This is a genomic window from Dissulfurimicrobium hydrothermale, from assembly GCF_022026155.1.
GTDB classification, from domain to species: domain Bacteria; phylum Desulfobacterota; class Dissulfuribacteria; order Dissulfuribacterales; family Sh68; genus Dissulfurimicrobium; species Dissulfurimicrobium hydrothermale.
Genome location: NZ_CP085041.1, coordinates 420,868 through 445,795 on the forward strand (window position 1 = coordinate 420,868; position 24,928 = coordinate 445,795).

19 protein-coding genes are annotated in these 24,928 nt (G+C 43.2%); 9 read left to right on the top strand and 10 right to left on the bottom strand.

Translation table 11 applies throughout. The features are described 5' to 3' along the window. Positions 1-124: 124 nt before the first annotated feature. The 7 genes from argS (at position 125) to LGS26_RS02040 (ending at position 9,978) form a co-directional block, all read left to right on the top strand. Entirely contained in the window at positions 125-1,789 is a 1,665-nt protein-coding gene (gene argS, locus LGS26_RS02010; protein ID WP_237889000.1) for an arginine--tRNA ligase, read from the top strand. Between the two features lie 14 nt (positions 1,790-1,803). Further along, positions 1,804-2,760: an SPOR domain-containing protein gene (locus tag LGS26_RS02015; protein WP_237889001.1), complete on the top strand. Its 957-nt coding sequence runs from the start codon at positions 1,804-1,806 to the stop codon at positions 2,758-2,760. 19 nt (positions 2,761-2,779) lie between these two features. Further along, positions 2,780-3,232, top strand: coding sequence for an N-acetyltransferase (locus LGS26_RS02020; RefSeq protein ID WP_237889002.1), 453 nt, complete (start codon positions 2,780-2,782; stop codon positions 3,230-3,232). A gap of 10 nt (positions 3,233-3,242) precedes the next feature. Beyond that, a complete protein-coding gene (gene secA / locus LGS26_RS02025; protein WP_237889003.1) occupies positions 3,243-5,783 on the top strand; it encodes a preprotein translocase subunit SecA in 2,541 nt (846 codons plus the stop codon). Positions 5,784-5,785: 2 nt separating this feature from the next. Further along, the gene (gene argJ, locus LGS26_RS02030) at positions 5,786-6,982 is read left to right on the top strand and encodes a bifunctional glutamate N-acetyltransferase/amino-acid acetyltransferase ArgJ (RefSeq protein WP_237889004.1); all 1,197 of its coding nucleotides are present in this window, start codon (positions 5,786-5,788) and stop codon (positions 6,980-6,982) included. After that, on the top strand, positions 6,963-8,591 hold the full coding sequence (gene nifA / locus LGS26_RS02035) for a nif-specific transcriptional activator NifA (protein WP_237889005.1): 1,629 nt from the start codon (positions 6,963-6,965) through the stop codon (positions 8,589-8,591). Before argJ ends, nifA begins: the two co-directional genes overlap by 20 nt. Before the next feature lie 248 nt (positions 8,592-8,839). Then, positions 8,840-9,978 (top strand): IS3 family transposase gene (locus tag LGS26_RS02040; protein WP_237888795.1). Its coding sequence is split into 2 segments (ribosomal slippage): positions 8,840-9,128 and positions 9,128-9,978, totalling 1,140 coding nucleotides; the frame shifts between segments, so codons are not numbered across the junction. A 119-nt stretch (positions 9,979-10,097) separates the two neighbouring features. Here the strand turns inward: LGS26_RS02040 and LGS26_RS02045 are convergent. From LGS26_RS02045 to dnaN, 7 genes are all read right to left on the bottom strand, one after another. After that, on the bottom strand, positions 10,098-11,240 hold the full coding sequence (locus tag LGS26_RS02045; protein ID WP_237889006.1) for a glycosyltransferase family 4 protein: 1,143 nt from the start codon (positions 11,238-11,240) through the stop codon (positions 10,098-10,100). Continuing rightward, positions 11,222-12,205, bottom strand: a complete 984-nt coding sequence (locus LGS26_RS02050; RefSeq protein ID WP_237889007.1) for an ABC transporter ATP-binding protein — start codon at positions 12,203-12,205, stop codon at positions 11,222-11,224. The genes LGS26_RS02045 and LGS26_RS02050 overlap by 19 nt, the downstream gene beginning before the upstream one ends. 1 nt (position 12,206) lies before the next feature. Continuing rightward, the gene (locus LGS26_RS02055; RefSeq protein WP_237889008.1) at positions 12,207-12,947 is read right to left on the bottom strand and encodes a cytoplasmic protein; all 741 of its coding nucleotides are present in this window, start codon (positions 12,945-12,947) and stop codon (positions 12,207-12,209) included. Position 12,948: 1 nt separating this feature from the next. Beyond that, positions 12,949-15,036 (bottom strand): elongation factor G, encoded by a 2,088-nt coding sequence (gene fusA, locus LGS26_RS02060; RefSeq protein WP_237889009.1) that lies wholly within the window; start codon positions 15,034-15,036, stop codon positions 12,949-12,951. Positions 15,037-15,324: 288 nt separating this feature from the next. After that, on the bottom strand, positions 15,325-15,663 hold the full coding sequence (locus tag LGS26_RS02065; protein ID WP_237889010.1) for a PilZ domain-containing protein: 339 nt from the start codon (positions 15,661-15,663) through the stop codon (positions 15,325-15,327). Between the two features lie 79 nt (positions 15,664-15,742). Continuing rightward, a complete protein-coding gene (gyrB, locus tag LGS26_RS02070) occupies positions 15,743-18,166 on the bottom strand; it encodes a DNA topoisomerase (ATP-hydrolyzing) subunit B (protein ID WP_330873315.1) in 2,424 nt (807 codons plus the stop codon). Between the two features lie 28 nt (positions 18,167-18,194). After that, positions 18,195-19,322, bottom strand: a complete 1,128-nt coding sequence (gene dnaN / locus LGS26_RS02075; protein ID WP_237889011.1) for a DNA polymerase III subunit beta — start codon at positions 19,320-19,322, stop codon at positions 18,195-18,197. 243 nt (positions 19,323-19,565) lie between these two features. On the opposite strand from dnaN, the gene LGS26_RS02080 reads away from it, so the two are divergent. Continuing rightward, positions 19,566-20,690: a class I SAM-dependent methyltransferase gene (locus tag LGS26_RS02080; protein WP_237889012.1), complete on the top strand. Its 1,125-nt coding sequence runs from the start codon at positions 19,566-19,568 to the stop codon at positions 20,688-20,690. A gap of 13 nt (positions 20,691-20,703) precedes the next feature. Continuing rightward, on the top strand, positions 20,704-21,336 hold the full coding sequence (locus tag LGS26_RS02085) for an HAD family hydrolase (protein WP_237889013.1): 633 nt from the start codon (positions 20,704-20,706) through the stop codon (positions 21,334-21,336). A 16-nt stretch (positions 21,337-21,352) separates the two neighbouring features. Here the strand turns inward: LGS26_RS02085 and serS are convergent, their stop codons facing one another. Genes serS through LGS26_RS02100 form a run of 3 tightly spaced genes read right to left on the bottom strand, consistent with a single transcriptional unit; the run spans position 21,353 to position 24,884 of the window. Continuing rightward, positions 21,353-22,630 (bottom strand): serine--tRNA ligase, encoded by a 1,278-nt coding sequence (gene serS, locus LGS26_RS02090; RefSeq protein ID WP_237889014.1) that lies wholly within the window; start codon positions 22,628-22,630, stop codon positions 21,353-21,355. A gap of 15 nt (positions 22,631-22,645) precedes the next feature. Continuing rightward, positions 22,646-23,347 carry a hypothetical protein gene (locus tag LGS26_RS02095; protein WP_237889015.1) on the bottom strand — a complete coding sequence of 234 codons (702 nt, stop codon included), beginning with the start codon at positions 23,345-23,347 and terminating at the stop codon, positions 22,646-22,648. Between the two features lie 4 nt (positions 23,348-23,351). After that, complete coding sequence (locus LGS26_RS02100) at positions 23,352-24,884, bottom strand: YifB family Mg chelatase-like AAA ATPase (protein ID WP_237889016.1); 1,533 nt, start codon at positions 24,882-24,884, stop codon at positions 23,352-23,354. Positions 24,885-24,928: the final 44 nt, after the last annotated feature.

Below are 24,928 nucleotides of genomic sequence, written 5' to 3' on the forward strand. Positions count from 1 at the left end.
AATTATATGGATCTTGACACACACAGACAACCCAAAAAAACAACATAAATGCGATTGCTAAAATACCTCAAATTAACTATTATAAAATTTTTATACAGTTATCATAATACCAAAGGTCTAAAATATGCGCGAAAAGGTCTTATCCGCGCTCATCAGCGCATTTGATAATTTGAAGTCAAAAAAGAAACTGCCCGCCCTCCCAGTCCCGGCCTCACACCAAGTGGTAAGGCCCAAAGAAAGGGGGTACGGGGACTTCGCAAGCAATCTGGCACTGGCCGTAGCGCCCTCCATGAAGCTCAAGCCAAGGGATATAGCCACGGCTATTGTACAGGAGCTCGAAGGCGACTTATTTTTTGAAAAAATTGAGGTCGCTGGCCCTGGTTTTATAAATTTTTTCATCTCACCTGATCAGTGGCAAAAAAGACTCCTTGATATCCATAGGGCCGGGGAGTCCTTTGGTGAATCCAATGCCGGAGAGGGTAAAAGGGTGCTCGTCGAATTTGTAAGCGCAAACCCGACCGGGCCCCTACATGTCGGACACGGCAGAGGGGCGGCCGTCGGCGATTCGCTCGCAAGGATCATGAAGGCCGCCGGATTCGATGTGGAAAAGGAATACTACATAAACGACGTGGGCAATCAAATGAATACCCTTGGGGCCTCAGTATATCTCCGCTATCAAGGACTTCTAGGGCGAAAGGCCCTCTTCCCCAAGGAATATTATCAGGGGGATTATATCATCGACATCGCAAAAAAAATTATCGCGTCAAGAGGGAAGGATTTCCTTGATCAACCCATGGAGTCTTGCCTGCCTTTTTTTGTAAAGACAGCTGTTGACGACATCTCGGCAGGCATCAAAAAGGATCTCGATGACTTCGGTGTAAGTTTTGATACATGGTTCAGCGAAAAGATCATACATGACTCAGGGCTTGTGGAAAGGACTATTGAAAAGCTGAAACAGGCAGGACACATATATGAAGAGGATGGGGCACTGTGGTTTAAAACCACTGCATTCGGCGACGAAAAGGACCGGGTGGTCAGACGTTCAAACGGGGTCCTTACCTATTTTGCGGCGGATATGGCATACCACCTACACAAGCTCGAGAGAGGTTATGATCTCCTTGTCAACATCTGGGGGGCGGATCATCACGGCTATGTGCCCAGAGTAAAGGCAGCAATCATGGCCCTTGGCTATCCTGAAGACAGGTTAAGGGTCCTGCTCGTCCAGTTTGTGAGTCTGCTCGAAGGCGGCAAGACCAAGTCAATGTCCACAAGGTCGGGTGAATTCGTAACACTGAGAGAAGTCCTTGAGGAGGTAGGTAGAGATGCAGCAAGGTTTGTATTTCTTACAAGAAAATCAGACAGCCAACTGGATTTCGACCTCGAACTAGCTAAAAGACAGGGACAGGAAAATCCTGTTTATTATGTACAATATGCCCATGCGAGATTGTCAAGCATCCTTAAAAATGCAGAGGATCTCGGCCTTTGGCCAGCATGTCTCGACGAGGCTGACCCAAAACTCCTGGGATCCGAAGAAGACCTGGACATCCTGAAACATCTCGACGCATTCCCTCAGGTGGTCAAAGAAGGCGCATTAGCCCTTGAACCACACAGGATCAGCTACTATCTCACAGAACTTGCAGGACTGTTTCACAATTATTATACAAAAAACAGATTCATAGGCGAGGACAGGCATCTTACGTGCGCAAGGCTTCTCCTGGCTGACACTATAAGACAGGTGTTGAAAAAGGCCTTGGGTCTCATAGGGGTCTCGGCCCCAAAACAGATGTAGGGGGATTTGCAATTATGGCGCGGACAGAAAGGACTGGGAAAAAGATACAGTTTCAGCTGAGCTGGGGCGGTTTGGCTGCAGTTGCCATATCCACCATATGTGTGCTTCTTTGGGCGTTCGTACTGGGCTTCTGGAGTGGCAAAAAGGTGGCTGAGAAAAACGCCGCCCTGATTATGGCGCAACAACCGAAGCAGACAGCTCAGGCCCAGCCTGCAGCACGCGCAAATGAAAATCTGCCACCGCAGGGGCAGGGACAACAGGAAGCCAGGGAAGCTGGCGGACCTGAAACACAACAGCCTACAACGTTCCAGGCGAATAAAGAGGCACAAGGGCTGAATGCAGCCGCACATCTACAGCAGGCATCCGAAAAGGGTCAACCTCAAGGCGCGGCACAACTGCAGCAACCAGCCGCGACACCGGAGGCGGCCTCCTCTTCCCAAACCGGCCAGGCGGAGAACGGACCCACCACAAAGGCAGCGGCCGGCGAAGGGGCTAAAGAGGCTGGAAAGGCTAAAGAGATCGAAACGCGGCGGCCCGAAAAGGCCGCAAAACAAGGGTATGAGGTCAAAAAGATCGAGACCACGACAAGACCTAATGGTCACACAAAGGCCGCGGCCGAGACGTCACATGAACGAAACAAGGCGGCTCAAACTGGTGTGAAAACAGCCCTTGTCAAGCCGCAAAACACGGCACCTACCCATGGAAAAGGTATAAAAGAAGCTGAGGGGGCATATTACGCCCTTCAAATAGGGGCCTTCAAGGATAAAAAGAATGCCGAACTGGAGCTTGTGCGCCTCGATGCCAAGGGATACAAGGCGCGGATCAAGGTCACGGATACTGGCACACCCAACGGAACGCTCCACAGGGTGTATCTGGGTCGTTTCAAGACCCCGGAAGAGGCCAAGGCCTTCGCAAAGACCCTCCACGACAAAGACGGGATCGACTCTTATGTGATATTCGTAAAGGAATAATACGGCTTTTTATTATTAAATGATACGAAAGGCTGAGATAGGCGATATAAAGGCGATTCATGCCCTACTGTCCCGTTTTGCAGAAAAGAGTCTACTCCTTCCGCGATCTCTGAGTGAGTTGTATAGCCACCTCAGGGATTATACCGTGTTCGAGGCCAAGGACTGCACAATCAAAGGCGTCGCCGCCCTTCACATCGTATGGGACGACCTTGCCGAGGTAAGATCGCTGGCGGTCGACGAAGAGTACCAAAAACACGGGATCGGACGCGAACTTGTCAGGCAGTGCCTCTCCGAGGCCAAGGCGCTTGGCATACACAATGTCTTTACACTCACATATCAGCCTGATTTTTTTGAAAAGCTTGGGTTCAAGCCGGTCGACAAGACGATTCTTCCCCACAAGATCTGGGCGGATTGTGTGAGGTGTCCCAAATTTCCAGATTGTGACGAGTCAGCGCTGTTGATAGAACTGTAAAGGAATAACAATGATAAACAAGATACTTACCAAGGTCTTCGGCACCAAACACGACCGCGAGATAAAAAGACTCATGCCCATTGTGGAGCAAATAAATTCGCTTGAACGCGAGATCTCGGCACTCTCAGACGACGAACTCAAGGCGAAAACCCCTGCATTCAAAGAAAGACTCAAAAACGGTGAATCCCTGGACAGTCTCCTGCCAGAGGCATTCGCAGTGGTACGCGAGGCTGCAAAGAGGGTCCTCGGCCTACGGCCTTATGATGTCCAGCTTATAGGAGGCATTGTCCTACATCAGGGAAAGATCGCAGAGATGAAGACAGGCGAAGGGAAAACACTGGTCGCGGTCATGCCTGTATATCTGAACGCCCTTACAGGTCGCGGCGTCCACGTGGTGACTGTAAACGACTACCTGGCAAAACGCGACTCCGAATGGATGGGCAACATCTATAGATTTCTTGGGCTCGATGTGGGCGTCATAGTGCACGACATGGACGATGCGCAGAGAAAGGCTGCCTATATGGCCGACGTAACCTATGGCACCAACAACGAATTCGGCTTCGACTATCTCAGGGACAACATGAAATATTCACTGGAAGACATGGTCCAGCGCGATTTCCATTACGCCATTGTGGATGAGGTAGACAGCATCCTGATAGACGAGGCCAGAACACCGCTCATCATCTCCGGCCCCTCTGAGGAGTCGACAGATCTCTACTACAAGGTCAATCAAATCATCCCGTCTCTCAAACGGGATGTCCATTATACAGTAGATGAAAAGGCCCGTTCCGTGATCCTTACCGAAGAAGGCATAGCCAAGTGCGAAAAGCTCCTGCACGTCAACAACCTCTATGACCCGGCGCAGACAGAGATCCTCCATCACGTCGAGCAGGCGCTCAAGGCGCACGCCCTGTTTCAGATAGACAAGGACTACATAGTAAAAGATGGCCAGGTTGTCATTGTAGATGAATTCACCGGCCGCATAATGCCCGGCAGGCGGTACAGCGACGGGCTTCATCAGGCCCTCGAGGCCAAGGAAGGTGTCAAGATCGAGAACGAAAACCAGACCCTTGCATCCATCACCTTCCAAAACTATTTCCGTATGTATGAAAAACTTGCGGGCATGACAGGTACAGCCGAGACCGAGGCCGCCGAGTTTTATAAGATATACAGGCTTGATGTGGTGGTCATACCCACCCACAAGCCAATGATCCGCCAGGACTATTCTGACCTGGTGTTTAAGACCGTGAGAGAAAAATTCCTTGCGGCCGCAAAAGAGATCAAACGGCTCCACGAGGAAGGGCGCCCAGTACTGGTCGGAACAACCAGTGTCGAGAAATCCGAACAACTCTCGCAACTCTTAAAAAAGATGGGCATACCGCACGAGGTGTTGAACGCCAAACACCATGAGCGCGAAGCTGAAATAGTGGCCCATGCCGGCGAGATGGGACGCGTTACCATCGCCACAAATATGGCCGGGCGGGGGACCGACATAGTGCTTGGCCAAGGGGTGGCGGAACTCGGCGGTCTGCACATACTCGGGACCGAGCGCCATGAATCGAGACGCATAGACAACCAGCTGCGAGGCCGTTCCGGACGGCAGGGTGACCCAGGTTCGTCCAGATTCTATCTGTCGCTCGAAGATGATCTATTGCGCATATTCGGCGCCGAACGCATCTCAAGCATTATGGACAAACTAGGCATGGAGGAAGGGGAACCTATCGAACACCCTATGCTCACAAAGGCCATAGAAAACGCCCAACGCAAGGTTGAGGCCCATAACTTTGAGATAAGAAAACACCTCCTCGAATACGACGATGTGATGAACAAGCAACGGGAGGTGATCTACAGTCAGAGGAGGCAGATACTTGGGGGCCGGGAATTGAGGGATGACATACTCGATTTCATGGAAGAAATTGCATCCTCCCTGGTCGAAACCTATACAAATGAAAAAATACCTCCGGACGAGTGGGAGTGGTCTGCGCTAGAAGAGAGACTCGCTGGCCAATTCGGCATAAAGCTCGGCCTTACCCAGGAAGAAAGACAAGTTGTCGACACAAAAAACCTTGAGGAAAGGATAGCCTCTGCCCTCAAGGCGGCTTATGAAAAACAAATCGAACGATTTGGTTCGGAAGAGATGGGGCACATAGAGCGCTTCATCATGCTTCAGACCCTCGACAACCGCTGGAAGGACCACCTCTTAAACATGGACTATCTGCGCGAAGGGATCGGTCTTAGGGGGTACGGCCAGAAAGACCCGCTCCAGGAATACAGGAAAGAGGGCTATGATATGTTCATGGCCATGATACAGGCCTTCCGCGAGGAAACCGTAGGCCTCCTGCTCAGGGTAAGGCCAGTTGAAGAGGTCCGTGTAGAGGAGCTTGAGGCACAGCGCAAGAAAAAACAGGCCGAACTCTCATACAGCCGCAACCAAGGTGATGACAAGCCAGTAACAGTAAGGCGAAAGGAAAAGAAGGTTGGCAGGAACGATCCATGCCCTTGCGGGAGTGGGAAAAAATACAAAAAATGTTGCGGAAGGGATAAAAATTAATTATGCGGGTAACTGGATTTCTTGGTTCGGCCGTGGAGGCAGGGATAAAACACAAAGGGCGGCTTGACCTCGGACTGATCCTTTCTGAAAGGCCAGCGGTTGCAGCTGCCGTCTTTACGCGGAACGAAGTAAAGGCAGCGCCGGTCATCGCCGGTATCAGACGTATGGCCACAGGCAACCCTTACGTGCGGGCCGTCGTGGTAAACAGCGGAAATGCAAACGCATGTACAGGGTTGAATGGCCTTCAAGATGTAGAAACCACAAAGCTGCTTGTCGGCCGGGCGCTCAATATCGATCCGGAAGACATCCTGGTATCTTCAACAGGCGTAATCGGGAAACCAATGCCCATGGACAGGATCACAAATGCAATCCACGCCCTGATAGATGGGCTCGACGAAGATCGGCTTGATCTTGTCGCCCAAGCCATACTTACGACGGACAGTATGAAAAAAACTGCCGTGAGGGACATCAAGATAGATGGGGTGAAGGTGAGGATTGCGGGTATGGCGAAAGGTGCCGGCATGATAGCCCCAATGCTTGCCCCTCCTCAAGCGACCATGCTTGCATTCATCCTGACAGATGCCGACATTACGCCGACCTTTGCCCGCGAAACCCTAAACATGGCGACCAAGGAAAGCTTCAATCGCATACTTATAGATGGGGACACAAGTACAAACGACACGGTATTTTTCCTTGCAAACGGTCTAGCTGGGAATCATTCAATAGAAAATGGGCGTTGGGGCGACGCATTCAATGCGATATTAAAAGACCTCATGCAGGAACTAGCCCGCCTAATCGTAGCCGACGGCGAGGGTGCAACAAAGCTTGTGACCATTATTGTGAAAGGGGCAAGAAACCATGCAGAGGCGGATGTGATAGCAAGGACCATAGCCACATCTCCCCTTGTAAAGACCGCCCTTTTCGGCAACGATCCCAATTGGGGCAGGATATTGGCCGCTGCCGGTAGGGCTGGCTTCGCCCTTGATCAAGACCGAATTGCGCTTACCATAGGTGGGGTTGAGATTGTAAGGGGTGGTGTGGGCATTGGGGAAGAGGCCGAGGTTACAGCGAAAGGGGTCATGGCCGGTCGAGAATATGAGATAAGGCTCGACCTCGGCCTCGGAGAGGCCGAGGCTAGGGTCCTCACATCCGACTTATCGGTTGAATATGTCCGTATAAATGCAGACTACCGTACCTAAAAAACAAGATGATACTATCCATAACAGCAATCCAGATACCCTTGCCATCGAGATCCAGGCACTCTATGAAATATCGCTTCTCATCGGCTCAGCGGTATTTTTTGACAAGACGCTCTTGGAGATATTGCGGGTGCTTCACGATACCCTGCATATGGAGCGAGCCACCCTGGTGCTGCTGGATCATACCGGCGAACGCCTAATAATCAAAGCATCCTACGGCCTGACAAAGGAAGAGGAGCAAAGAGGGGTCTATGGCCTAGGCGAAGGGATAACTGGGCAAGTATTTCGCACCTGCGCGCCGTTTGTGGTACCCGACATAAAAGCAGAACCACTATTTCTAAACAGGACCAAGGCCAGGGACCGCATCATCACAAAGGAAAGACTCTCCTTCATTGGGGTCCCGATAATTCTGGCTGGCAAACCCGTAGGCGTGCTTACGGTCGACAGGCTCTTCGGGCCCGAGATCTCATTTGAAGAAGACGTCCGTTTTCTGACGGTTGTGGCTACACTTGTCGCCCAGTTTTTAAACCTACATCAGGCTATACATAAAAAAGAGGAAAGCCTCCTGGAGGAAAATCGCTCGCTTCGCGCCGAACTCCATGGGAGATACGCCCGCCACAACATAGTCGGCAGCTCGAAGGCCATGCATGAGGTGCTTCTTGCCGTAGAAAAAGTGGCCCCCACAAGGGCCACAGTCTTAATTCTTGGCGAATCGGGCACGGGCAAAGAGCTGATCGCAAGGGCCATCCATCAGGCAAGCCCGAGACATGAACGGCCATTCATTAAGGTGAACTGTGCAGCCCTGCCAGAGACCTTACTTGAAAGCGAGCTCTTTGGCCATGAAAAAGGTGCCTTTACCGGCGCCACAGCAAGGAAAAAGGGGCGCTTCGAGCTGGCTGATGGCGGGACCCTCTTCCTTGACGAGATAGGTGAACTCCCACTCTCATTGCAGGCAAAACTCCTAAGGGTATTGCAAGAACAACAGTTCGAACTCTTGGGTGGAACACAAACCATCACAGTAGACATCAGGTTGATAGCCGCCACAAATAGAGACCTCAATATGGCCGTGGACAATGGGAGCTTCAGGGCCGATCTCTACTATCGTCTTAACGTCATCCCAATCGTCATCCCACCGCTCAGAAACCGTAAAGAAGATATTCCACTGCTAGCGGAGCACTTCTTGCGGGAAAGTAATAGACAAAACAACCGCAATGTGCGGCTTTCTAAAGAGGTACTGGACCTACTCATGTCTTATGACTGGCCAGGAAATGTCCGGGAACTTCAAAACCTCATAGAGCGCCTGGTGATAATGGCTGATGAAAACTATATTCAGCCGTCTGACATCCCGTCATTCATGCTGAGGACGCCGGGATTGATCCCGAATACAGAGGCTGTTGAGACACAAACGAACGATGGGCCGAGACAAATTCAACAAATTCAGAAGACGACGCTTTCCTTGTGCGAGATAGAGCGCCGCGAGCTTGAAGAGGCCCTCAGACAAAACAATTGGATACAGGCCAAGGCTGCGAGGGTCTTAGGTCTCACTCAGCGCCAAATAGGATATAAGATCAAAAAACATGGGATAACCATTCCAAAGCACAAGGCTTGAAGGGTGGTCGTCAATCCATCATCCATACACTATTGCGCGCCACAACCATCCAGTATCGTCTGGATATGTATGGGATGTTGACCCGCAATCCCACAAGACAGCGCCGACAAACCCTTCCTTCACTAAACAGACCCTATTGCTACCGAGTTTTATCATGGCAAATAGTAGGGGATATAATACTCCCCAAATTTTAGACAGAGTAACTTAGTGGTAAAGTAGCCTGCCGAGACTTCAGGAGGTTAGGCAGGATGAGCAGGTTGCACAGGAATCACGATGCGGTTTTTAAGGCCAGGGTAGCGCTTGAAGCGGTCAAACAGGAAAAAACCATCGCCCAGCTTTCAAGTGAATATGGGGTACACGCAAATCAGATAGGACAATGGAAGAAGCATCTTATCGAGGGACTCCCTACGCTTTTTTCTGATAAGAGGAAAAAATCCGAGGAAGAGGGAGAGGGGCTTAAAGACGAGCTTTACCGGCAGATAGGGCAGCTCAGTGTGGAATTGGAGTGGCTTAAAAAAAAGTCTCGACTGCTCAGTTAAACGAGAAGCGGGGCATGATAGAGCCGGGGCATTCCATGATACCTGTATGTCGCCAATGTGATTTGCTTGATCTATCAAGGGCGTCTTACTATTACGAGGCGAGGGAAGAAGACAGATATAACCTTGAGCTTATGAGGCTTATAGACGAGCAGTTTACAGAGACGCCGTTTTATGGGATAGCGAGGATGACGGCGTGGTTAAGGAAAGAGGGCCATGGAATAAATGGGAAGCGGACACGGCGTTTAATGCGGCTCATGGGCCTTGAGGCTATATACCCCAAGCCTCGGTTAAGTGTCAGCGATCAGGAGCATAAGAAATATCCCTATCTTTTGAGGGGGTTAACGATTATCCGTCCTGATCAGGTATGGAGCGCGGATATAACATACATAAGGCTTAGACATGGTTTTATTTATCTGGTGGCTGTTATTGACTGGTACAGCCGGTATGTCCTGAGTTGGGAGATATCGACTGGGCTGGACAAGGAGTTTTGCATGAACGCCCTTGATCTGGCCCTTAAGATAGCCTTGCCTGAGATATTCAATACGGATCAGGGTGTCCAGTTTACAAGCATGGATTTTACCTCACGCCTTGAATCATTGGGGGTACGGGTCAGCATGGATGGCCGGGGCAGGGCGTTGGACAATGTATTTGTTGAGCGTCTCTGGAGGAGTGTTAAATATGAGGAGGTTTATCTTAACGACTATCAGGACGTAAGGGCTGCCAGGGATGGCTTAAGACGGTATTTCGATTTTTATAATAATGAACGGCTCCATCAATCCCTCGGTTATGCAACACCGGCTGAGGTTTATAAAAAGGGGCTGCCTTTAAAACAAAGACAGGCTGCCTGATCCACTAAATACCCCTCGATTTTTTGTCTTGACAATGGGGAGTAGCTTAGGATGTGGTCAAGCCTCTCCATGACAAATGTCCGACAAAACCACCAACCCATGTAAGCAATGCCATATATTTACCAATGCCCTTTAAACTCGATCCAGGCATCGTCCACAAAGGCGGTAAATTCCCTCCTGAAACGCCCGGACGAAAACCTCATAGCATTCGCCCTACAGGCATCAGGGGTTATGTGGCATGACTCCCTTTCAAACCTCATTACGGCGTCACGGATTGAACCGGCGTCCTGGGCATCAAAAAATACGCCTGTCGGGTTTGGGCTGTCAAGCCCATTTATGGTCTCACGCACCCCGCCCCTTCCAAAGGCTATGACAGGTGTTCCACAGGCCTGGGCCTCCAGAGGCACGATACCAAAGTCCTCTTGGGCGGCAAAGACAAAGGCCCTGGCGCGCTGCATGTAATCAATCAATACCGCTTGGTCCACCCAGCCAAGAAACTTTATATTGTGGCCGGCTTTTGCCCTGATTCTGGCCGCCTCAGGCCCATCTCCAATTACCACAAGCTCTCTGTCCCTGAGTTCGGAAAATGCCTCGACAATCAAATCCACCCTCTTATATGGCACAAGACGCGATGCTGTGAGATAAAACCCCTCCTTTTGCCTTTGTCCGCTCAGCAAAAAGGCATCCACATTAACCGGCGGATAAATCACCGTCGCATCCCTGCGGTACGTCTTCTGGATACGCCTTTTTATGAAATGTGATATGGCAATGAATCGATCCACCCGGTTCGCTGCGCACACATCCCATAACCTGATCTTATGCAGAAACCATCCGGCGATGGGGGATAGGGGCCATTTAAAGCCAGATGTCTCAAGATATTGATGCCACATATCCCAGGCGTAACGCATAGGGGAATAACAATATGAAATGTGAAGTTGATTAGGGCCTGTGATAACACCCTTTGCCACTGCATGGGAGCTTGAGATAACAATATCATACCGGCTGAGGTCAAACTGTTCGACAGCAAAGGGCATAAAGGGCAAAAGTTTACGGTAATAGACCCTTACAAACGGCAGACGGTTTATAAAATGGGTGGTAACAGATCTTTGTTGGATAAAATCTCGCTCCTTATTAGGAAGCTGGTCCACCAAGGTAAAGAGGTCTGCATCAGAATAACAGCGCAAAAGCTCCTCAAGGACCCTTTCCGCCCCGCCTCTTGAAACAAGCCAGTCATGAACTATAGCTATCCGTAGAGATGACATGCCACTTTGTGGGCCCTCCCAGTGCTTACCTCTGTGGGCTCGATCCTCCTGCAGACATCCATCACCTCGCCGCACCTGTCTTGGAACGGACATCCATGGGGTATGGCTTCAAGTGGTGGGATATTGCCGGGAATGGATTTTAGCCGCCTTTCTCTATCAACCCCACCACTACCATCTTTAAAATAAGGAATGGATTCCAGGAGTCCTTTTGTATAAGGATGTAGCGGCGAGTCAAACAGGTCAAAAACCCCGGCCTCTTCCACAATCTTTCCTGCATACACAATAATCACCCGCTCTGCAACCTGAGCCACGACCCCAAGGTTGTGGGTTATAAACAGAAGGGCAAGGCCTGAGCCACGCCTCAACTCCGAGAGCAGACCAAGGATGTGGGCCTGCAACGACACATCCAGGGCAGTGGTTGGCTCATCGGCAATCAACATATCAGGATGGCAAGAAAGCGCCATAGCGATCATCGCCCTCTGCCTCAACCCCCCGGAGAGTTCGTGAGGGTAGGCATTGAACGCCGTTTGGGGATCTGGCATCCCAACCCGTTCCAGTATATCGAGCGTCCGGCGGTTCAACTCCTTTGAGGTGAGCCTTTCATGGGCGGCTATGCCTTCTTTTATCTGTGATCCTATGGTAAATACAGGATTAAGTGCGGTCATTGGCTCTTGAAAAACCATAGACAGACGCCTCCCACGAATCCTGTTTAATTTATTCTGATCCAGGCGTGCAAGCTCAATCCCATCAAATAAGATCGAGCCTGATTTTATTCGAAAAGATAATGGCAAAAGCCCCATAATGGCAAGAGCTGTCACCGTCTTGCCACTTCCTGATTCACCAACAAGACAAACAGACTCGCTGCTCCCAACAAAAAAAGAGGTGTTCCGCACCAATGGCACGAAACACCCGCTCCTTTTTAGCTCTATATCCAGCCCACTTACTGTAAGAATGGAATGGTTCACTTCATGACTGTTTTATGAGAAATGTTGCAGGATCCAGAATTAGATGTGTATCCATCCTACCCTTTTTGCCCTTAAGAAGTTCCACATGAACACCTTTGCCCCTTGACGTAAGCTGTATCATGATATCAAAGAGATCTGATGTGTGGGCGACAGACAGCGGGATGCCGTCAGGTTCAATTTCGTCATCTCCATGCGTCTTGACAGCAAACCAAACCGGAAAATGATGATCCCTGGCGACCAATTTCAGTTCACTCAAAACATCCCTTGTCGCATCATCAAAAAGCAACCCATCTATCAATACCACCTGGGGAAAGAATATACCCTGTTCAATAAGATCGGCCAACCTCTCCTCGAGGCGCGGTACCTTGAAACGTTCGGCATTAAATGTCATGATAAAACGATGAGGTAATATCTCTTCCCATAACTCATTGTTATTCTCCAATTGATACTCACGGCTTATGTTGCGAAATACCTCTTCATACCACAAACAGACCTTTTTTACAGGTTGCCCCAGGCTTATATGAAGGACATTTTTCCCCCCGAGAAGACTATCAAGCGCAAGCTGAACAAGAAACGAGGTCTTACCTACACCAGCCCTTGCCAACACTGCACCGAACCAGCCTTCTGTAAGCATCTGTCCTGTGCTCTCCCCTAGAAGTCTCAATGGGTTCCTAATGATCAAGTCCTTTTTAAGCATCGCGACAGACCTCTTGTTTAGATAAATAATATTCGCACACACCATTCTAAGCGGCCTTCTTCTTCTGTTCAGCGGCCTTTTTCATGAGTTCCTCAGCTATATTCCTCGGCACCTGGCGATAGGTTGAAAATTCCATGGTGAATTGTGCCTTACCTTGTGTAGCCGATCTCAAAATTGTGGAATAACCAAACATCTCGGCAAGGGGCACCTCGGCCTCAATGATGCACATATCGCCCTCATCTTGGGTTCCAAGTATTATTCCCCTTCTCTGGTTTAAGGAACCCATGACCGCACCCTGAAATTCAGTCGGTGTCTCAACAACAACCTTCATTATAGGTTCCAGGATTACAGGTTTTGCCTTCATATATCCCTCTTTGAACGCACCTTTTGCGGCGGCCTGAAAGGCCATATCGGACGAATCGACCGAGTGGGATTGACCATCGTTTATAACCACCCTAACTCCAGTCACAGGGAAACCTAGGAGCGGACCCTTTTCCATACCGGCCCTAAAACCCTTTTCACATGAAGATATAAATTCGGTAGGAATGGCGCCACCCACTATCTGGTTGTCAAAAACAAACTCCTCGCCATCTTCTGTAGGTTCCATATAACCGGCCACTCGGCCATATTGACCTGCACCACCTGTTTGTTTCTTGTGTGTATAATTAAAATCTCCGCGTTGGGTAATGGTTTCTCTATAGGCGACCTGTGGCATTCCAGTGGTGACATCGGCTCCATACTCACGGCGCATACGTTCTATATAGACTTCAAGATGTAGTTCGCCCATACCAGATATAATAGTGTCACCAGTTTCGTGATTTATATACGCCTTAAAAGTGGGGTCTTCTTTTGTGAATCTAGCCAAGGCCTTGGATAGATTCGCTTGGGCCTTGCTGTCTTTTGCGGCTATAGCAAGGGAAATAACAGGTTCCGGTATGTTCATAGAGGTCATAGTATAGTTTATATCGGGTGAGGTAAAGGTGTCTCCAGAGGCACAATCTATACCAAAAAGTGCGCCTATATAACCTGCAGGAATGGAATCTATGTCTTCCATTTGATCGGCATGCATACGCACCACTCTGCCAACCTTTACCTTGCGACCCGTCCTGGAATTCATAATCATATCGCCCCTTGAAAGGGTGCCCTGATACACCCTGATATATGTAAGCTGGCCATACCTACCCTCCTCGAGCTTAAAGGCGAGGGCCACCAGTGGCTTTTCCTGGTCAGATTCCAAGATGACAGGGGCTTCATCCCTAGACATATCAAGAGCAACATTTTCCACCTCGGCCGGGCTGGGTAGATAATAAGTAACCGCATCCAAAAGGGGTTGAACCCCTTTGTTTTTATAGGCCGACCCCATAAATACAGGGGTAATCTTTCTTTGAAGGGTACCGCGCCTCACGGCGTCCCTTATCATGTCTTCTGTTACATGGCCTTCAATTGCGGCCTCCATGAGCTCATCAGAAAACATGGATGCCGCATCAATCAATACCTCTCTTTTTGTCTCGGCCTCGGCCCTTAAGGAAGCTGGAATATCTTCTATTCTTACCATCTCACCGTTTGCACCATCAAAATATAAGGCCTTCATAGACACAAGGTCGACCACACCTTCAAAACCAGCCTCTGCCCCTATAGGTATCTGCATGGCGATTGCGTTATGACCGAGTTTTTCTTTGAGCTGATCAACCACCCGGAGGGGATTGCCGCCACTTCTATCGCATTTATTTACAAATGCCAGACAAGGTACTTTATAACGCGCCATTTGACGATCGACTGTAATAGATTGAGATTGCACACCACCAACAGAACAAAGCACAAGGATTGCACCATCAAGTACCCTCAGAGCCCTTTCTACCTCTATAGTAAAATCGACATGGCCAGGCGTATCGATGATATTGATCTCGTGTCCTTTCCATTCGCAATATGTGGCCGCAGAGGTAATGGTTATACCCCTTTCTTTTTCAAGCTCCATAAAGTCCATGGTGGCACCTACACCGTCTTTACCTCTCACGTCATGTATCGCGTGTATTCTTCTGGTATAGTATAAAATACGTTCTGTAAGAGTGGTTTTGCCCGCATCTATATGGGCACTAATGCCTATGTTTCTTAAAAGTCTAGGGTCTTTTTTCATCTCGTTTCTACTCCAAAAAATGATTCATCTGAAACATACAACCACACACCGTCCGGCGCCACATCAGAATAAAATCACCTGCCAGAATAAAATACCTACAAAAAAATCAATTTTGATTCTTAATCCTGTGGATGATTTATTCGGTTTGTTTGGATTTGTACCAATCGGGTATGTGTGGATGAAGAATCCTTATTTTTTAGTGTGAAAAATTCATTAGTTAACAGCAATAAAATCGTTTGTCAAGCCCTCACCAAAAATTGTGAGATCTATATAACAAGACATAAATATTTATACCTTTACTTGCTTCCAAAACAGGTTTGATATCATCTCTCTCAAACGCTTTTCTTGTTCAGTGGTAAGATCGCAAAATTCTAGTCCCATTCTGTACTTAAAACCATCCCTTTTAATCCAGCGCACAACGCCTTTTACCTTAAGCGGGGGAAACTCACCAAGAGTAAGTGTTAATATATCGTCTTTATTGCAAGGAATGGTCGTTTCCACCTGTAAACCACCCATACTGACATCCATTACAAACTCGGAATAAAACCTCTTGCCGTCCGAAAAATTTATTTCTATGTGTAAAGGTAAGCGCTGAGACCTTCTTTTTTCTTTGTCTGTCTTCGACATAGCACCACCCCTCTGCCCTTAGATAGGCCCACAAACAATCAATATTATTCCTCTAATTCAATATTAATCCGTACTCTTATTATATATCAAGATCATTCGCTTCAAGGGCATGTGTTTGTATAAACTCGCGTCTTGGTTCGATTTTTTCACCCATTAATGTAGTGAACAACCTTTCGGCTTCACCAATATCTTTTATGGTTACCTGAAGAAGGGTGCGTTTTTCAGGATTCATAGTAGTTTCCCAGAGCTGGTCCGGATTCATTTCGCCAAGCCCCTTGTATCTCTGGATGGTAAGACCCTTCATACTGAGCGTCTTTATATACATCAATATTTCATGAACATCACTGAAATACTTGTTGACACCATCATCTTCTATTCCTTCCGACACCAATATCTCACAACCGTTTTTGATTATAGGCGAAATAATCTTATATATCCTTAAAATTCTGTGAAATTCTGGCATTTTTGCAAAATCTGGACCGATTGTTGTTTCAAGATAAGCCAATTCATCCATACCAATGCTAATTTCATAACTAAAAGGCACTGAGTTGGATGGTGTTACAGGGCCGACTTTATAACCCCTTTTTTTGAGTCCTTCGGCAAGTTTTTTTACAAATTCTATATCTTCAAATTGATGTTCTGTTTCCAGCCCCAGTTCAAGTATATCTTGACATAACTCCTTCCAACAGCCCTTTTTTGCCATATCTTCTAATGTTTTACTATAACTAGACAAATCGAATAAAAGCTGTCTAAGTTTTTCTTCTTTATAAGAAGAATCCCAACCCTTCGGTCTAATAGATATCTCTTTTGATATCCTTTTGAAAAGAAAATTATTAAGGTCTTCCTCGTCTTTAAGAAATATCTCCTTTCCTTTTCCAAAGGATACTCTATAAAGTGGCGGCTGGGCTATATACAACATGCCATTTTCAATAAGAGAAATCATTTGGCGATAAAAAAAAGTTAATAGTAGTGTTCTTATGTGAGCACCATCTACGTCGGCATCGGTCATAATAATTACTTTATGATATCTTAATCTATTAATATCAAATTCGTCCATGCCGATACCAGCTCCAAGTGAAGATATGAGATTTTTTATTTCCTCACTTGATAACATCTTGTCAAATCTTGCCTTTTCCACATTCATTATCTTACCTTTTAAGGGTAATATCGCCTGAAATTGTCTATCTCTACCTTGTTTTGCACTTCCTCCCGCCGAATCTCCTTCTACTAAAAATATTTCTCTTCGAGCAGGATCTTTTTCTTGACACTCGGCAAGCTTACCAGCCATAGACATGTCTTGCCCTAAACTTACCTTTCTGGCAAGTTCTCTTGCCTTTTTAGCAGCCTCTCTTGCACGAGCTGCATCCACAACCTTTGCCAATATTTTTTTGGATACTACAGGATTTTCTTCAAAAAATGTTGATATACCTTCATATGCAACAGATGCAACAATAGACCTAACTTCGGTATTGCCTAATTTTGTTTTTGTTTGACCTTCAAATTGTGGATTTGGTACTTTTACAGATATTACACAAGTAAGACCTTCTCTTAAATCATCACCTTCCATTTTTTCCTTAAGTTTTTTAGGTATAATATCTTCATTAGCATATTTATTAATACATTTTGTCAATGCTAATCTAAAACCAGCTACATGTGTACCACCATCTTTTGTACGTATATTATTTACGTAACTTAAAAGTTTTTCTGAATAGCCAGTGTTATATTGAAAAGCTATTTCAATTTGAATTAAATCTTTTTCTCCTATTATATAAATTGGCTTTTCATTTACCAATTCTTTATTATTATTTAAATATTCAACAAATTCTACAATTCCTCCTTCAAAATGATAGTTTACAGAAATATCGTTTTTTTCATCTTTTAATTCTATAGTTATTGCTGGATTTAAAAAAGCTAATTCTCTCATTCTAGCTTGTAGAATATCAAATTGAAATTCAGTTGTTTCAAATATTTCTTTATCGGGTTTAAATGTTATTTTTGTTCCCTGTTTTTTTGTTTCCCCAATAATTTTTATAGGATTAATTGGATTTCCTTTGCAATAATTTTGTGAATATATTTTATTATTTCTATAGACTTCAACATTTAAGTATTCCGATAATGCATTTACAACAGAAATACCAACCCCATGAAGTCCACCTGAAACTTTATAGGTTTGATGATCAAATTTACCTCCAGCATGTAATCTTGTCATTACCAATTCCAATGCTGAAATACCTTCTGTTGGATGAATATCCACAGGTATTCCTCTACCATTATCTTCTATAGTTACCATTCCATCTTCATGTATTATAACCTTTATCAAATTACAATAACCAGCTAATGCTTCATCAATGCTATTATCTACAACCTCATATATTAAATGATGAAGTCCTTCTATTCCCGTATTTCCTATATACATCGCAGGACGTTTTCTAACCGCTGAAAGGCCTGCCAAAACTTTTATTTGATTAGCATTATATTGATTTTGAATATTATTTATATCCATATATTAAATCAATCCTCACTAATGACTATTAGACAATAGACATTGGCATAATTAAACTTAAAAAACCTTCATCATCATCTCCTTTTATAATACACGGAGATTCTGGGGTATTAATGATTAACTTTATTTTTTTTGATTTCATTACCATTAACAAAGTCATTAAAAATTTTGCATTTAATGCAATTTCAAAAGGCTCATTATTATATTCTATGTCTAAAAATTCATATACTTCGCCAATTTCTTTAACTATTGATTCTATTTTCATTTTTGAATTATAAACTGAAAATTTGACTGCATTAAATTCTGAATCAGATGATAATATAATTACTCTTTTTAATACGTTAAAGAAATAATCTTTATCTATAATTATTGTATTTATATTTTGTTGTGGTATTATTGATTTATAATTTGGAAATTTAGCATCAATTAATCTTATAGCAAGATATTCATTATCTGCTTTTACAAAACAGAACTTTTCATCAATTCCTAAAGAAATTGTATTATGATTTTCTGTTATTTTTTTTATTTCTTGTGCACCCTTTCTTGGAATAATTATCCCTGATTCAATATTTAAATCAACATCATCATCTATATATTTATCTATTAAACTTAATCTATGTCCATCTGAACTTACCATTCTTAATATATTTTTATTATTTTGTTTAAATTGTTCTAAATATATACCTGATAAATTAATTTTTTTGTCATCAAGCGATGTAGAAAAAATGGTTTTTTCTATCATTTCCTTTAATAAAGACGTTTCTATTGTTATAGAGTTTTCGGTATTTATATATTTAAATTTTGGAAAATCTTCTGCTGGCAATCCTGCAATTTTATATTCAATTTTATCTAAACTTGATATCTTTAACCAAAGATTGGGTAATTCTTCAATATTTATTTCTTCATCTGGAAATTCTTTTACTATCTCATAAAATTTTTTTGCATTAACTGTTATAGAACCCTCTTCTATAACAGAACATAAAATTTTATTTTTATAACTTAATTCTAAATCTGTTGCTTCAATAAACAGTTCATTGTTTTTACTATAGATTAATACATTATTAATAATATTCATCGTTGTTTTTTTATCTACTATACTTTGTGTGTTATATAATGGATTGAGTAAATTATTTTTTTTAACAATTAATTTTAACATAATTTTTTATTCCTTTTCTTATATTAAAAATATATAATTAAGTTTGTTTATTTTGTTAAAAAATAAATAACTAATTAAAATTAAAAAAATTTTTTAAATTAATTATTGTTGATAAAGTCAAATAAGTTCAATTTTTGGAGTTTTCTTTTTAAAAAAATGATTTAATAATACTTACAATTTGATCGATTAATTTTGATTATTTTAAGCAAATTAATATAACACAAAATAATACTTTAATCCAATATGTTATTCAACAAAATACAACAAAAAATCCTTAAAGAAGGTCCTATAACATTTTTTGAATTTATGAAGATGTGTCTTTATGATCCTGAATTTGGATATTATACTAATACCTATTTCCCTATCGGTGCTTCAGGAGATTATATAACAAGTCCACATACTGGTCATATTTTTGGTGCATTACTTTCAAGGCAGTTACTGGAATTTTATCAAATATTAAAGACCGACACCTTTTTTATTGTAGAAATGGGTGCTGGGTCGGGTTATTTGGCCCTTGACATCCTATCTGAACTTAAAAAGGAATATCTTTTTAAAAAGATAACATATATAATAATTGAACCCTATCCAAAAAATATTTTTATCCAGAAAAAAAATCTTAGAGACCAATTTGATAGTATAAGATGGATAAATTCTATAAATGAATTAGATCTTGGGGTATATTGTTTTATTTCAAACGAGCTTTTAGACGCCTTTCCTGTTCATGTCGTTCAAAAAGAATCGGGGGTTTTTAAGGAAATATATATAGATTTTGATCATAATCGCGGTTTTATTGAATGTCTTGGCAAATTGAGTTCCCAAGATTTGAAATTATATGTCAAATTATTACCAAACAATCTCGCAGATCATTACAGGACAGAAATAAATCTTGATATAAAAACTTGGATTAAGGATATATCCAAGAAGATGTTAAAAGGTTTTTTGATGACAATTGATTACGGTTATACTTCCAAAGAATATTTCAATCCAACAAGAAATAGGGGTACGCTTTTGGCTTATAAAGATCAAAAGGTCTCTGAAGAGCTACTTATAAGACCTGGTGAGCAGGACTTAACCGCCCATATCAACTTTTCAGATCTTTCCAGATGGGGTATGGAAATGGGTTTTTATACTATTGGATATACACCACAATGGGCATTTTTAGGCGGATTAGATTTTGAAGAGGTTGTTTATGAAAAAATAGGTACCAAAATAAAACCTTTTTCACCGCAATTGGCAGAAATTAAGACCCTTATAATGCCTCAAGGGATGGGGATGTCGCACAAAGTAATGGTTCAGGCAAAGGGACTTGATATTACTCAGACATCATTAAAGGGTTTTCGGCTTAAAAATCTTATAAATCGTCTTTGATATCTGATATAATATGAAAAATTTTGATCTCGTTATATTTGATTGCGATGGAGTTCTTGTTGATTCAAAAGAGGCAAATTATAGATATTATAATGATATTTTGGTAAAATTGGGGCTTGGTTCAATAAATAAAGACGAATTAGATTATGTACATACTCATACGGCCGAGCAATCGATTTTGTATTTATTTAGGAATAATAAAGAATTATATAATAACGCACTAGAACTTATCAAAAAACTGGATTATTTAGATTACTTACCTTTTTTAAAGATCGAACCGGATGTCGTTGAGATCTTAAAAGATATAAGACCACCGGTTTTGACTGCCATCTTTACGAACAGAACAACAACCATGCCTAAGTTAGTCAAGATGTTTGGTTTTGATCGATTGTTTGATTCTATAATGACCGCCCTTGATGTAGATTTTCCAAAACCCCATCCCCAAGGTATCTTAAAAATAATAGACAAGCTTGGCATCGAGCATAAAAAGACAGTATTTGTCGGTGATTCTATCTTGGATGAACAGGCTGCACGAGATGCCGGTATATCTTTTATAGCTTATAAAAATGAAAAACTTGAAGCCATGTTTCACGTGAAACATTTTTATGAAATAAAAAAAATAGTTTTATCAAAAAATAGTCCTTGATTTCTTGTTTTGGTCTTTATGGCCCAGTTATCTTTTCAATTCCACCTATATATGATTTTAATACCTTGGGGACCATAAAACTACCATCCGGCAATTGGTAATTTTCTATAATTGCTGCAACAGTTCTCCCTATAGCTAGCCCTGAACCGTTTAATGTATGAACAAAACAAGTTTTTGTCTGCCCTTTTGGACGATAGCGTATGTTTGCCCGCCTTGCTTGAAAGTCTTCAAAATTGCTACACGAAGAGATTTCACAAAAACGATTTTGTCCAGGTAACCAAACCTCGATGTCATATGTTTTTGCAGATGAAAAACCCATATCACCCGTACATAACAGCACCACTCTGTATGGAATTTCAAGGAGCTGCAACACAGTTTCAGCATCAAAGAGAAGCTCTTCGAGCTCATTATATGATGTTTCAGGTTTTGAGAATTTTACAAGCTCTACCTTATTAAATTGGTGTTGGCGCACTATCCCACGTGTATCTTTGCCATATGAGCCAGCCTCAGAGCGAAAACATGGTGTATATGCAACATATTTGATTGGTAAGTCATCTTCGTTGATTATTTCATCTCTGTGAATATTTGTTACAGGTACCTCGGCTGTTGGTATAAGATAGTAATTATTTCCCTCGAGTTTAAAAAGATCTTCTTTAAACCTGGGAAGCTGTCCGGTCCCTACAAGCGAATCTTGATTTACAATAAATGGCGGCAGAACTTCTTTATATCCATGTCTTGTTTGATGTAGATCGAGCATAAAATTTATGAGCGCTCTTTCCAATCTTGCCCCATTTCCACAATATAAACAAAACCTTGTCCCTGTTATCTTAGCGGCCCTGTTAAAATCAAGTATTCCAATATGCTCTCCAATATCCCAATGTGGAAGGGGTTTGAAGTTAAAAACAGGTAATTCTCCCCATTTTTTTACTACAACATTTTCAGAATTATCTTTCCCAATAGGTACAGTTTTATGCGGAATGTTTGGTATTGCCAAGAGAATATCTTTGTATCTTTCTTCTTTTTTTGCAAGAATGGAATCTAATTCTTTAATCTTTAATCCAATCTGTCTTACTTTAGATGTAAGTGAATCAGTATCTTTTTCTTCTTTTTTTAAAAGGCCTATCTGTTCAGATAGGATATTTCTTTGGTTTTTTAATTCTTCTACTTTATGGATAATTTCTCTTCTTTGTGAATCTATATCAAGCAATTCATCTATATTTAAGTTATAGTTTCTATCTTTTAAGCTTTTTTTTATTAAGTTGATATTTGAACGAATGAATTTTATGTCTAACATTATTATCTAGCTCCTTCAAGATTTTTTATTTCTTCTCTTTAAAAGAATACACTCCGGATTAAGATCAGATAATCTTTCCGCCAAGGTCTTGTATGGTGAACCCATAACAATATGCATCCATCCGCCTATATATAAAGATTTTTTATTTGTTTTTAAAATCCTCCTCATTTTTGTTTCAAGTAGTGCCTCTCTTTTTGACCAAGTTTCGTCATTTAGCCATCGAAGAGGGTTTATGACCTCTGGTATATACATAGGCCTTGAAATAAAATTTAGTGCGTATTGATGGTGCCTTTCAAAATAATCATCAATATCAACCGATTGCAATTTTAAGATATTTGAGATGTTTTTTAGCGATAAAAGAGTTTTCTCCCAATAAGGCATATCTTTTTTTGCAATATCGCCGCAATCTATTGCGATAACAGGAATATTATTATTTTTTCCATAGATATTTGCAACTTCCCATTCAAAGGGTGTAGTGATTTGTAGTTTTAATAACTCCAACCCAGAATGCATCCCTTCTTTTTCTGTGAGCGATGATATCCTTTTGTTAAAAATGGTTAACCATTTTTTTTGATTTTTTTGTCTATAACGGACTGAAAATGGGCTTATTTCAACCGCTATAATCTCTGGCCTTATCCTTTCGAGCATTAACTGTAGCGACTCATATTCCCCGGCCCTGTCAAGATGAATTGTTCCAAGCAAAATTGGTTTTGACATTATACTACAACACTTTTCTGTCAAAAGTCCTGTATTGTATGGCCTCAGCCAGGTGTTTTATGGATATTTCTTTGGCACCTTCCAGGTCGGCTATTGTCCTGGAGACTTTTATAATTCTATGATAGGCCCTTGCACTAAATCCAAGTTTCTGCAGTGCACTAACCAAAAAATCCTTGCATTGTCCATCAAGTACACAAAATTTTCTCATCTCTTTTGACGACATCTGTGCGTTACAGTAGATTTCAAGTCCTTCAAAACGTCTTTTTTGTATATCTCTGGCTGCAACAACCCTATCCCTTATGGTTTTTGAGTCCTCTCCACGCCTTGATTTGATAAGTTCTGAATAGGGAACGGCCGGTACCTCTATATGAATATCTATTCTATCCATAAGTGGTCCAGACACCTTGTTTTTGTAACGAGCTATTTGTTGTGGAGTGCAAGAGCAGTTTATCTTTGGATCACCCAAATGACCGCATGGACATGGATTTTGGGCTGCAACAAGGGTTATGCGGGCTGGAAAGGTGATTGTCATATTAACCCTGGCTATCGTTACTATCCCATCTTCAATCGGCTGCCTCATACCCTCGAGCACATTTTTCTGAAACTCGGGCAATTCATCAAGAAAAAGGACGCCGTTGTGGGCCAGGCTGATTTGTCCTGGTTTGGGAATGGCGCCACCACCTATAAGTCCTGCATCTGAAATGGAATGATGGGGTGTACAAAATGGTCTGGTTGAGACAAGGGGGGTTCCGGGAGGGAGGAGCCCTGCAACACTATAGACGGCTGTTGTTTCAAGCGCCTCTTCAAAAGAAAGTGGTGGAAGTATGGATGGGAGTCTCTTTGCAAGCATGGTCTTTCCAGAACCAGGCGGACCTACCATTAGGATGTTGTGTCCACCTGCAGCGGCTACCTCAAGGGCCCTTTTGGCGTGTTCTTGTCCTGTCACGTCGCTGAAGTCTTCCTGATTATTGTCTTTGTCCAAAGACAATTTTTTATGATCAATTTTTTTGGGTTTGATGTCGAGATTGCCAATAAGAAATTCCACTAATTCTGATAGGTGTTTTACTGGATAAACCATTGTTTCTTTAACAATGGCGGCCTCTTCAGCGTTTTCTTTGGGTATTATCAGTCCTCCTGAAAGCCCCCAAAATCTTGCCGCAAGAGAGATTGACAAGATACCCCTTGCAGGCCTGATATTTCCATCAAGAGAGAGTTCGCCAAGGATTGCGAATTCGTTTAATTTTTCTTGCTTGATTATGCCCACCGCACATAGAATGGCCGCTGCAATAGGGAGGTCCAGGCCTGCCCCCTCCTTTTTTATGTCGGCGGGTGCAAGATTTACGGTTAGTTTTTTGGTTGGAAATATATAACCGCAGTTTTTTATTGCAGCCCTGACGCGTTCTCTGCTCTCCCTTACCGCTCCTTCTGGGAGTCCTACTATATTAAAACCAGGAAGGCCTGAGGACACATCTACTTGTACATCGACAGGAAAGGCGTTTATGCCTATTACAGATGCACTTCTTGCTGTCGCCAACATCGTACCGATCCTTTTATTTTTTTGGAAAAGTTTAGGCTGTTGTT

Coding starts and splice junctions, on each gene's coding strand:
- argS (WP_237889000.1), top strand. CDS start 125: ATGCGCGAAAAGGTCTTATCCGCGCTCATCAGCGCATTTGATAATTTG.
- LGS26_RS02015 (WP_237889001.1), top strand. CDS start 1,804: ATGGCGCGGACAGAAAGGACTGGGAAAAAGATACAGTTTCAGCTGAGC.
- LGS26_RS02020 (WP_237889002.1), top strand. CDS start 2,780: ATGATACGAAAGGCTGAGATAGGCGATATAAAGGCGATTCATGCCCTA.
- secA (WP_237889003.1), top strand. CDS start 3,243: ATGATAAACAAGATACTTACCAAGGTCTTCGGCACCAAACACGACCGC.
- argJ (WP_237889004.1), top strand. CDS start 5,786: ATGCGGGTAACTGGATTTCTTGGTTCGGCCGTGGAGGCAGGGATAAAA.
- nifA (WP_237889005.1), top strand. CDS start 6,963: ATGCAGACTACCGTACCTAAAAAACAAGATGATACTATCCATAACAGC.
- LGS26_RS02045 (WP_237889006.1), bottom strand. CDS start 11,240: ATGTCATCTCTACGGATAGCTATAGTTCATGACTGGCTTGTTTCAAGA.
- LGS26_RS02055 (WP_237889008.1), bottom strand. CDS start 12,947: ATGGTGTGTGCGAATATTATTTATCTAAACAAGAGGTCTGTCGCGATG.
- fusA (WP_237889009.1), bottom strand. CDS start 15,036: ATGAAAAAAGACCCTAGACTTTTAAGAAACATAGGCATTAGTGCCCAT.
- LGS26_RS02065 (WP_237889010.1), bottom strand. CDS start 15,663: ATGTCGAAGACAGACAAAGAAAAAAGAAGGTCTCAGCGCTTACCTTTA.
- gyrB (WP_330873315.1), bottom strand. CDS start 18,166: ATGGATATAAATAATATTCAAAATCAATATAATGCTAATCAAATAAAA.
- dnaN (WP_237889011.1), bottom strand. CDS start 19,322: ATGTTAAAATTAATTGTTAAAAAAAATAATTTACTCAATCCATTATAT.
- LGS26_RS02080 (WP_237889012.1), top strand. CDS start 19,566: ATGTTATTCAACAAAATACAACAAAAAATCCTTAAAGAAGGTCCTATA.
- LGS26_RS02085 (WP_237889013.1), top strand. CDS start 20,704: ATGAAAAATTTTGATCTCGTTATATTTGATTGCGATGGAGTTCTTGTT.
- serS (WP_237889014.1), bottom strand. CDS start 22,630: ATGTTAGACATAAAATTCATTCGTTCAAATATCAACTTAATAAAAAAA.
- LGS26_RS02095 (WP_237889015.1), bottom strand. CDS start 23,347: ATGTCAAAACCAATTTTGCTTGGAACAATTCATCTTGACAGGGCCGGG.
- LGS26_RS02100 (WP_237889016.1), bottom strand. CDS start 24,884: ATGTTGGCGACAGCAAGAAGTGCATCTGTAATAGGCATAAACGCCTTT.